This is a genomic window from Paenibacillus sp. sgz302114 (genome assembly GCF_056120345.1).
Genome location: NZ_JBVYOI010000024.1, coordinates 19,147 through 28,805, shown reverse-complemented (window position 1 = coordinate 28,805; position 9,659 = coordinate 19,147). Strand labels below are relative to the sequence as shown.

The 9,659-nt window shown below is 39.4% G+C and carries 12 protein-coding genes; 11 read left to right on the top strand and 1 reads right to left on the bottom strand.

The annotated features are described in order from the left end of the window. Positions 1-417: 417 nt before the first annotated feature. The gene (locus tag AC0LWF_RS27415; protein WP_474654646.1) at positions 418-738 is read right to left on the bottom strand and encodes a 2Fe-2S iron-sulfur cluster-binding protein; all 321 of its coding nucleotides are present in this window, start codon (positions 736-738) and stop codon (positions 418-420) included. 247 nt (positions 739-985) lie between these two features. Here AC0LWF_RS27415 and AC0LWF_RS27410 point away from each other — a divergent pair, with 247 nt between their 5' ends. From AC0LWF_RS27410 to AC0LWF_RS27360, 11 genes are all read left to right on the top strand, one after another. Next, entirely contained in the window at positions 986-1,996 is a 1,011-nt protein-coding gene (locus AC0LWF_RS27410; protein ID WP_474654645.1) for a serine hydrolase domain-containing protein, read from the top strand. A gap of 55 nt (positions 1,997-2,051) precedes the next feature. Then, positions 2,052-2,630, top strand: a complete 579-nt coding sequence (locus AC0LWF_RS27405; RefSeq protein WP_474654644.1) for a histidine phosphatase family protein — start codon at positions 2,052-2,054, stop codon at positions 2,628-2,630. Between the two features lie 266 nt (positions 2,631-2,896). Continuing rightward, positions 2,897-3,940 carry a hypothetical protein gene (locus tag AC0LWF_RS27400; protein WP_474654643.1) on the top strand — a complete coding sequence of 348 codons (1,044 nt, stop codon included), beginning with the start codon at positions 2,897-2,899 and terminating at the stop codon, positions 3,938-3,940. 189 nt (positions 3,941-4,129) lie between these two features. Continuing rightward, positions 4,130-4,570: a hypothetical protein gene (locus AC0LWF_RS27395; RefSeq protein WP_474654642.1), complete on the top strand. Its 441-nt coding sequence runs from the start codon at positions 4,130-4,132 to the stop codon at positions 4,568-4,570. 145 nt (positions 4,571-4,715) lie between these two features. Beyond that, complete coding sequence (locus tag AC0LWF_RS27390) at positions 4,716-5,075, top strand: hypothetical protein (RefSeq protein WP_474654641.1); 360 nt, start codon at positions 4,716-4,718, stop codon at positions 5,073-5,075. Between the two features lie 195 nt (positions 5,076-5,270). Next, positions 5,271-5,711 carry a GNAT family N-acetyltransferase gene (locus AC0LWF_RS27385; RefSeq protein ID WP_474654640.1) on the top strand — a complete coding sequence of 147 codons (441 nt, stop codon included), beginning with the start codon at positions 5,271-5,273 and terminating at the stop codon, positions 5,709-5,711. Between the two features lie 153 nt (positions 5,712-5,864). Next, positions 5,865-6,248: an IolE/MocC family protein gene (locus AC0LWF_RS27380; protein ID WP_474654639.1), complete on the top strand. Its 384-nt coding sequence runs from the start codon at positions 5,865-5,867 to the stop codon at positions 6,246-6,248. A gap of 130 nt (positions 6,249-6,378) precedes the next feature. Next, a complete protein-coding gene (locus tag AC0LWF_RS27375) occupies positions 6,379-7,458 on the top strand; it encodes a CHAP domain-containing protein (protein ID WP_474654638.1) in 1,080 nt (359 codons plus the stop codon). 299 nt (positions 7,459-7,757) lie between these two features. Beyond that, positions 7,758-8,282, top strand: coding sequence for a signal peptidase I (gene lepB, locus AC0LWF_RS27370; protein WP_474654647.1), 525 nt, complete (start codon positions 7,758-7,760; stop codon positions 8,280-8,282). 266 nt (positions 8,283-8,548) lie between these two features. Further along, complete coding sequence (locus AC0LWF_RS27365; RefSeq protein ID WP_474654637.1) at positions 8,549-8,875, top strand: hypothetical protein; 327 nt, start codon at positions 8,549-8,551, stop codon at positions 8,873-8,875. Positions 8,876-9,296: 421 nt separating this feature from the next. Continuing rightward, positions 9,297-9,467 (top strand): DUF2524 domain-containing protein, encoded by a 171-nt coding sequence (locus AC0LWF_RS27360; protein WP_219837643.1) that lies wholly within the window; start codon positions 9,297-9,299, stop codon positions 9,465-9,467. Positions 9,468-9,659: the final 192 nt, after the last annotated feature.

The window sequence follows — 9,659 nt, the reverse complement described above, 5'->3', positions numbered from 1 at the left end:
TGTTCCCGCATACCCAGTTACTGGGCTAACGGCATCCGCCCATAGCTTTCTCCACCTCCATATCTATTTCAAGGTGATGAAATCCTGCGAATGAGTGAGCATATGTGAGATAAACCCTTAAAACTGAGGGACGGGCACTATTGCTTAATAAATATTAAAGAAACGGCAACCGGTAAAAGGTTGCCGTTTCTCAACTACCGGGCAGTTAACGCAACTTTCCAAACACTTAGAAGCGTTAAACTATCGATTGCTGTTTTTATCCGATATGGGAAGCGTATCGACGGATATGGCTAGGATCACGACATGTTCGTATAAGGCTTAGCTGGTTCCCAAGGCCATCCATTAAAAAACCACGTTGAACACCTCATGCTAGATGCCTTAGCGTGGTTAAGAGCCCGGAAGTCGGTTCGCGATCGGTTAGTCTTGCGGCCGATTGCCTCGCTCCAGGCCGGATGACGATACCGTCATCACCGGTTTTACAGTTAGATCGTTATGTACTCGAATCTGGCACGATAAGCGGATGTTCGATTCCTCAAATCCTTTGGCCTGCAGAAGAGCGGCTTCCGCTTCACCAACCGGACCGGCGTCTCCATCCACTTCGACCCGGCACGTCGTGCATTTGGCATTGCCGCCGCAGCGGTGCAATATATCTACCCCGTTATCCTCCAGGGCAAGCACAAGTTTAGTACCTTCTGCAACTTCATAGGAGCCTCTTCCTTCAATTTGAATGTTTGGCATTTTGGACTTCTCCCATTCCTAATTTGGTAGCTGCGCAATCAATGGCTTATCATGTGCAATGTCACTAATCATACTATCCAAAATCGCGATCTGTAAACAACCGAACGCGTTAACCTTTATGCATGAGGAGATCACGCTTTGATTACAACAGTCTGTCCTTTATCAAAAGCCTGTTGCGCTAACGGGCAGTTTTGCGGAATGGTAAATGTTATCATTAAAGAGAAAGCGCATCTTGAGGGGGATGAATATGAACTTTAAAGTAGCAGTCAAAGAGAATCTCTTTGAGAGCCTTAACCAATACATGTTCGGAATACTAAATCTTGTTACTTCATCGGCAGCATCTGTATTGGTAATTCAGAATGGTGTTATTGTAAATGAGTGGTACTTTGGACGCCATGAGCATTCAGCACACGGTCGGCATGTGGATGAAAAATCACAGTTTAATATTGCATCGATCCGAAAGACTTATTTAGGTTTCGCTATCAGTCTTGCGATTTATGAAGGAAGGATTAAAAGCATAAACGATTCTGTTTCTGATTATCTTGATGATCTTGATGATCTTGACAAAGACGCGATTGCTGGTACAACCATTCGTCATCTTTTAACGCATACACACGGTTTGAATAGACCAATGAATAGAATATTCCCAGCAGGTTCTGACTGGAAATATAATAACGTGGGTGTCAACCTTCTTATTAGGATTGTCCAAAAAGTATTTGGCCGCTCATTGGCTCGGGTCATTGAAGACGAGATTCTGAAACCATATGGATTCTCCGAAACAGGTTGGAGAAAAGAAAACAGTGAGCGCCTCGTTTGGGTTAACGAAAGTTATGCGGATAATCAAGGAGGGGAAGCGAATCTCTTTGTAAGTACGCGGGAGCTGGCATTTTGGGGATACCTGCATCTTACTAAAGGTAATTTTGATGGGGAACAAAAAATTCCCAAGCCTGTTTTTGAACAAGCCGTGAGGATAATAACTCCATCCGCCCTTGACGATACTTTACCACGAAATGGATTCTTTTGGTGGGTACAGGATAAGCCCCGCCCGTTGTCAGAACTTGGAGGAGATCTTCCGAAGGGGACATATCAATCCCTCGGGATATTTGGGAATGCTCTTTTGGTTATTCCAGAGCATGATGTAGTGGCAGTGCGAATGTTGAATCAAACCGAAAAAAGCCCAACAGGCTATGATTATTTAGAAGACATACAAACTTTCGGAAATAAGGTTTTGGAGTGTGTACTTTCCATGAAACACTAAGGTAACGGATACGGTAATACAATAAACACAACTGAATGAAATTCGAGAGGTGTCCATGAGAACTATATGTCTGGTAAGACACGGGGAAACTGATTGGAATGCCTATGGCAAATATACCGGAAGAACAAATTTAAACTTAAATAATACTGGTAGAGAGCAAGCAAAACTAGCTGGAATGTTTTTGAAAGCATTTGATTGGGATTACATAGTGACCAGCCCATTATCACGTGCAAAAGAAACCGCTCTCATCATTGGAGACCTCGTTAAAATAAATGAGCCTGAAGAAATGGCTCATTTCATCGAAGAGGACTGTTGTGGCGTTGCTGGGTTAACAAAGTTTGAAATAGACATATTGTTTCCGGAAGGCAAGATCCCTGATTGTGAAGATAGAAAATCCGTGATGAGAAGATCTATGAATGGTCTTAATACTATCTTAAGTGAAAAAGAGAATAAGAGTGGAATTATCGTTACGCATGGTCACGTGCTAAGATCTATCTTTATGTCCATCCAAGACGATAAGAATTTAGAACATACAGATTTTAAGAACACATGCATAAACATGATCAATTATAATCAGGACACTTGGAACATAGAACTATTCAATTCAACACAACACTTGGAAATTAACGTATAGACTCGAATGTTTGAGCAATCGTTGCCTTGCGTTTTACTAAACAAAAGGGACACAATAGCTCAGTAAGGACCAAGAAAAACGGCAGCCGGCACAAGGCTGCCGTTATTTATTGGTTGCCTGCTGAGCTAACGGGGCAGTTTAGCTCAATTATTTCGGAATGGATTGACATAGATAGGAAATACTGAAGTCCTATTGCAGGAAGATAATGTGTTTGGAAGAATATGTATAAGGTGATATTATCCAATAACTGTGCGAGGGGGGTGCTTATGAAAGAAGATATGCTCATTCAGCCTAATTACCTTGGAAAATTAGAAAATTACAGTTTTGCAGGCATCGATTCTACACATGTCGGTGCGATCAAGTCGGTTGCTGACTATTATCAAATTCCGATAAGTACTTCATGGATTTATGGCATGACAGGTCTTGCTTTCCTGCATGTACTTGGTGACAACCTGGTTGAACCGAACGGCGGGCCGCCTGAGCCTGATGTTTTCCGATTGGCTCGCAATCTTGGGATAGAAATTTCGGGTTACCACGTTACTGCTGAGGGTGACGAGTTTGAACGATTGCAGGTCGAGGCATGGGAGAAAGCAAAACTTGCTATTAACGCCAAGCAACCCGTATTTGCCAAAAATATAGATCAACCTAATCAAATTACGGTTATTCATGGATATGATGAAGTTGGATATTTTACATACTCTTGGCATACAGGGCATCAGAATAGCGAGGAAGTCATCCCTTGGAACTTATTAGGATTCAGTCATTGTCCTTGTATTCATTGTATAAATAGTCGTACGGCATCTCAGGCAGTTCAAACGAGTGGGTTAATATCTTTGCATTGGGCAGCTAAGGCTCAACCCAGAGATGATCGTGAGTCTCTTAAAGAGGCGCTCGAATTCGTCATCCGATTAAACGAAATGGGAAGCTATCAATGTGGTGGTAAAACATATCTCGTTGGGTCAAAAGCCTATGGGCGTTGGTTCGATGCGATAGAAGAAAATGAGCTGGACAAGTATTTCTTTAGTCTGTTTATTGAAATCTTAAGAGAAGCGAGGCAACATGTTATTATTTTTTTAAATGAAATAAAAGAGAGAATTCATGGGCTAAATCTTAAGTTGGTCGATGAACTCATGGATACATATAGGAAAGTTTCATCTAGATATGAAGTGTTGAAGGAGACTTATTCTTATACTGAACCACCTGGTCAAGAGCTGAAAGATCGCGAACAATGCAAAGCGATGCTCCAAGAGATTTCGATTCTTGAGGATAGAGCATTTCCGATTATTAAAGAAATTTATAAGAGCTTATAAAAATCAGATCGGGTCAACGCTGTCGCCCCTCGATCCGCCATATGGATTCTGGGTTAAGCTAACGGGCACAATAGCTCAATAAGCACGAAGAAACGGCAGCGGCATAAAGGCTGCCGTTTTTCAACGAACGAGTACGTTTAACGGAATAAATGCTATGATTAAGAGAAGGATTTTTACTGGGGGAGTATCATGTCTAATGTCTTTGTATCAGCTCAAAATGAAGCATCACTACGATTTGCAATTATTGAGGATGATGGTGTATCGTGCTGGCTCTATATTACTAACCCAAATGAAAATGAACCAGTAGCTGATTGTTGGTTGTATAATCGTATTGAAGCCCCTGAGAAAAATGAATCAATACGTTATAATAGTGGACCTCCTCCAGCAACAAAAGATTATGCATCAGTATACGCATTGATTCACACTCCTTCTGAGAAGGATTTTGAGATAATGTGGTCGATGGATGGAAACTCCGTTGCAGTTTTATATAATCAAATTCCCCTTGGATATATAAAGTTTGGTGTTAAGTATGGATTCAGTAGGAATTTGGTGAAAAGTGGACCTTGGGGACAAGTTTTTATCGAAGATGAATACAACAGCTCTTTTTTAAGGGAACACCAACTAAGTTAATGAGCTAACGAGTACGATAGTTGAGGGGCTTGCTACGTGGCAGCTCCTTTTTCGTTTGTTGAAGTAACGGGTCAGAATAGTGACAATTTGTGTTGAAATGAACTAGATCGAGATTACCGATAATTACACATTAGGAAGTGAATTTATGGATCGATTCGACGAAAACATAGCTAGTTTGATCGAAGTGCTTAATTCTTTTGAGAGTGTTCAAACAATTGGCAGTTGTGGCGGGCACCCCAACCCAAAGGAAGGTCAATGGGTAGAAGGTACGTGGTATGTAAAATTTGAAATTGATGAATCAACTGCCGGTTGGCGTACATTAGAGTTTTTAGCATGGGCTATTAATCAAGAATACGATGACGATCTGACAGTTTTCTTTATGCCGAAATCCAATCCACCTTGGTTAAATAAACCTCGAAAGACACTAAGTTGGGTAATTGAGGGATACAATGGACAAGATCCGAATGTCCTGGCTGGTTTTCTTGGACAAGCAAAATCTGATTAGTTTGACTAATCTATTATGTACGATAGTCTGAAAATGACAGGTTGCCGGCATCATCGGCAGCCTGTTCCGCTAACGGGCAGATTACTTGAACATTAATAGAACTAAGAAATGCAAATAAATTGTAATTTTCTGCATCCCCATGATATTCATGTTATTTTACAATAATAAACAAATACCTAGTTGGGGGATGAAGATATGCAGGATACTACTATTCGGCAATTTCAAATGAGTGACTACAATGATTTAGTACAATTATGGAACGATTCAGGTCTTGAATTACGTCCTGGTGATGATCTGGAATCCTTGAAAAAGAAGCTCGAAAGAGATCCCCAACTTTTTTTAGTTGCTATTTTTAACGAAAAAATAATTGGATCAATTATTGGCGCTTTTGATGGAAGAAGAGGATGGATTTATCATTTAGCGGTTTTACCAAAATTCAGAAATAGATCTATTGGCACACATTTGATAAAGGATGTTGAACAAAGGCTTGCTGATTTAAATTGTCCATTAGTGTGCCTTATGGTAGATTCGAAAAATGAAAACGCAATGAGTTTATATAATAAAATGAATTATTATTCAATTATTGATTATCAATTGATGGAAAAAGAAATCGGAACGCAGATAAAAAAACTGTAGCTATAATTTGAAAATATTAAGCTAACGGGCACTTTAGTTCATAACAACAAAATGGCAGCTGATCCAGGTGATCAGTTGCCATTTTTATTGAAGTAAAGGGCAGGTTAGTTCCAATATGTGGTATCATATGATGCAGGAATGGAGGTGAAGTTGTTGAGTAGAAAGATAGTATTCGTCCTACTACTTATTTCATTTTTATTAACTGTATCTTGTACTAAGAAACCAAACATTGATATTTACGATGCAGTAGGAAAAACTGAGGACTCTTTTAGAAAACTTGATGGGATTGCTACAACAGCATCTTCTTTTGATGGTAAAAAAGATGTTAAATTCAGACTTATGATTGAGGGGAATCTTACAGAAACTGAAGCAACCAAATTATTCAGACGCATAATTGATACTATTGCCGAGTTTTCGAATCGTCCAGATGTTTGGAATTATTACAATGGTTACTTTGATATCAAGAGTTATGACGATGGTGTCATTTATGATGGAATAAAGCTGATTGGTGAAGATTTAAAGGTCCACCCGAAGTGAAATTTCTATTCCACTAACGGGTACTTTAGAACACCGACAACAGGCTGCCGACATAATGATATGCTCCCCAAATAGTAAGCCTCAGCTGGCTGCTATACCTTTTTTATTTCAAGAATAGGGAGGCGTAATTTTGATCTGCGAGAAGAAGACTAAGCGGCTTGAGTGTGTGCGAGCTCTAGTTCAAGAAATGCTTCTTTCAATAGAGAGTAACTCCAAGAAACAGGAGACTTGCGATCAGCTGTCAGGTGTTTCAACTTTTGCTTCGATGCTCGCTCTGAGAAGAGGACAAGATTGGGAAATTGCTGCGATCGCGGGGTTGCTTCACGATTTTTATTTCTATAAAACTGGAATAAAGACCTTCCCTGGCCACAACAGCGCAGATGCTGTAAGACCGATTATACGTAGCACCCAAATTTTTTCCGATGAAGAGATGTCAGTCATTCTTAGATCGATCTTTTATCAAGAAGATAGACATCTAGCCCATGGACCATATGAAGAAATTATTAAAGACGCGATTTTATTGCAGTTGTACTTTCACAATACAGGCAACAATTTAACGAATGCAGATACACGTAGACTGCAAAATGTATTTATTGAATTGGGGATTCCAGAGGGAAATGTAAATGCGGAATCCAACGTTGATACGGAAACATTAAACAGAAACAATGAAGACAGACGACTTAAGCTGGCTGATTTTGCAGAAATGTTTGCTGGGCAAAATATTGTTGGCGTCCCGGAAGATGAACGTTATCGGAAAATTTGCAAGTATTGGCCGGACTCGGATATCTATAAAGTGCTGAAGGAGAATTGGTGTGCTGCTTTCGTATACTACTGCTGTATACAGGTAGGATTGCTACTGCCAATTCGATATCCAAACCGCATGTATCGATTAGCTGGGGTTGGTGCATGGTTGGATTGGGCCCAGCTGCCTGAAACAGGATTTTTCTATTACGATAGACAAGATGGATTCAATCCAGAACGTGGTGATATTGTTATTTTCGAGAAGCTTCTTTCTGATAATTCTCACGATCATATCGGAATTGTTTTAGCTTGTGATGACAACAGAATATTGGTTGCGGAAGGTAATAAAGATAATAAAAACTACTCCAGTGTTTTATACAGGGATAGAGGTCACTTTATACTCGGCTATATCCGTATAGACAACGGTTATCTATATCATTTCAACGGAGAGTACATACCGATTGGTTAATAAAATGAGTTATTGCGCTAACGGGTACTTTAGCTCACTAAATCTTACTAAATGTAACACGGACGAAACCCAATCTTTAGCTCAGCTTAATGAAATGAGTCTATAATAAATCTTGACCCCCCTTTATTAAATATAGCTTAGGCTCGTAGCCCGTTACTGCGGGTCTTTTTTTATTTATAGGGAAAGCTTCCCTGCGGAGATTCAATCGAATCAATATTGGATATTAAGTAGGTCATTTTAAAACGAATGCAATTTGAAGGTCTGAGCTATCAACACCCCAAGAACCTCCATACGTGGACATGAAAGATAATTATAAAGTTATTCAATACAGATATGATTCAATGGTTAGATTGGGCGGTGAATATACTGATCAAAATATTGTAATAGATCTGACTTTCTATAGTAGTAATGATTTCAATAGAGGTGATGTTGTATACTACGAAAATCCTAACACTGAAAGGAAACCGGATAAGAATATAGCTAGAATAGTTGGAAGACCTGGAGAATCGATTAAAATAATTGACGGGCAAATTTATATCAATAATAACATGTTGTCATCATTCTATGGGAAAGCCCATAAAGGTTGGACAGCACCGGGAAGAATACATAACTTTTTTAAAAGTCATCCTGACCAATGTAACCAAAAATGTGTCGATTCCTCGCTAGAAAGTTATTTCGATTTGAACGTTGAAGAACAAAAAATTGCTGGGAATCAAATATACGTGGTCGGTGACAATTGGGGGAGAGCTGAGGATACTATTTTATTTGGCCCAGTAGATACTAAATATATTTTAGGAAGGGTTCTTGGTTATAAAAAAGAATGATTTAGAGGCCGACCATCATTCCGAGGGTTATTTAACTGAGAACGAATACTTCAATAATGCAGCCTGCCTAATGGGCATGTTAGTTCAAACATCCTTCAGGATACTTCCACTATGGATATTTGCGAAGTTCGTTTATAAGACTTTATCTGAAATACCTGTGAGGGGGAAATATGAAGACTAAAATCAATTTGAAGACCTTGATCGCAGTGTTGATAGTATCCATTTTAGTCATGTATATACTTTTTTACCTTTGGATTTTACGAAGTGTGAAAGAAACAATAACTTCGATATATTTGAATGGAAAGAATGGCATAAAGATAAGCGAAACAGTTTCAGATTCTATTAAAAACGATTTTTTGAAATTTAACAATTATCCACTAAGTGGGCCTAATGATGAGATATACTTCAAGTTAAGTAAGGGTAAGGTTCTTCACTCATTTGTTAATGGTACAGTATGGATAAGGTATAGTTATGCAGGAATAGAAAAACAAACGAAAAAGGTCAGATATGGATCGTCTGAAGTACCAATAAAGATAAGAGTAAAACTTGAACACTGGAAATGGATAATTACAAATAAGTATGAAGAGCCATAACTTGATTGTTATTCAGGATAATGTCAGGTATTTAGGATAACCACAATCACGTTTCGGTTCATTCGGCATATTCATTACGCTAAATGGGAACGATAGCGTAGGAGTTGCAGATGCAGCCCCTTTTTGGTTTGTTGAAGTAACGGGCAGGCTGCCTTCATTGGCAGCCTGTAAATATTACTTCGATTTCTTTTTTGCTGCGGACCTGCCTTGCTTCTTCGGATCATCCGATGGCGGTGCGGCATGCTGTGAACCGTTAGGCTTTATGTCGGCCAAGCTCAACTACTCCTTTCCTAAGATTCTCCATTAGTAATGCGCAGATTCACATGAACTATGCCGTAAAATCTGGGCCAAATGAATAAATGAAGTAATTTCCACCATAATAGTTCAAGTACTACACTACATATCGATTGGAGGATAAAGCATGCTTGAAAATCTCGAGAGTAATTATGATTGTGCCAATGCAGGCGATGATTTGCATCAACTCAAGCAGGAGCTCGAATCGCTTCGTGCTCAGCAAGCAGATCAGGAAACGATCAATCGACTTGAAAATCAAATTTCATTTATATTAAACAAATGCGATATTAGCCATTAGTCAGAATATGAAAACCAACAAATCTCCTTCTTTCCCCGTACAGTGGTGAAGCAGGGGATTTGTTTTTTTGTCGGGTGAAAAGAACTTGTCTCGCAAGTCGTCTCAAAAAGAGAGGTCGCCTTTTAGGCGACCATGACTGGGGATATCATAACACTTGTTGCGCATTGAGCTCCTTGTTAACCCCATGCCTTT

Bases quoted from the DNA above. Each gene is read 5' to 3' on its own strand.
- AC0LWF_RS27405 (WP_474654644.1), top strand. From the start codon at position 2,052: ATGAGAACTATATGTCTGGTAAGACACGGGGAAACTGATTGGAATGCC.
- AC0LWF_RS27415 (WP_474654646.1), bottom strand. From the start codon at position 738: ATGCCAAACATTCAAATTGAAGGAAGAGGCTCCTATGAAGTTGCAGAA.
- AC0LWF_RS27360 (WP_219837643.1), top strand. From the start codon at position 9,297: ATGCTTGAAAATCTCGAGAGTAATTATGATTGTGCCAATGCAGGCGAT.
- AC0LWF_RS27410 (WP_474654645.1), top strand. From the start codon at position 986: ATGAACTTTAAAGTAGCAGTCAAAGAGAATCTCTTTGAGAGCCTTAAC.
- AC0LWF_RS27400 (WP_474654643.1), top strand. From the start codon at position 2,897: ATGAAAGAAGATATGCTCATTCAGCCTAATTACCTTGGAAAATTAGAA.
- lepB (WP_474654647.1), top strand. From the start codon at position 7,758: ATGAAAGATAATTATAAAGTTATTCAATACAGATATGATTCAATGGTT.
- AC0LWF_RS27390 (WP_474654641.1), top strand. From the start codon at position 4,716: ATGGATCGATTCGACGAAAACATAGCTAGTTTGATCGAAGTGCTTAAT.
- AC0LWF_RS27395 (WP_474654642.1), top strand. From the start codon at position 4,130: ATGTCTAATGTCTTTGTATCAGCTCAAAATGAAGCATCACTACGATTT.
- AC0LWF_RS27385 (WP_474654640.1), top strand. From the start codon at position 5,271: ATGCAGGATACTACTATTCGGCAATTTCAAATGAGTGACTACAATGAT.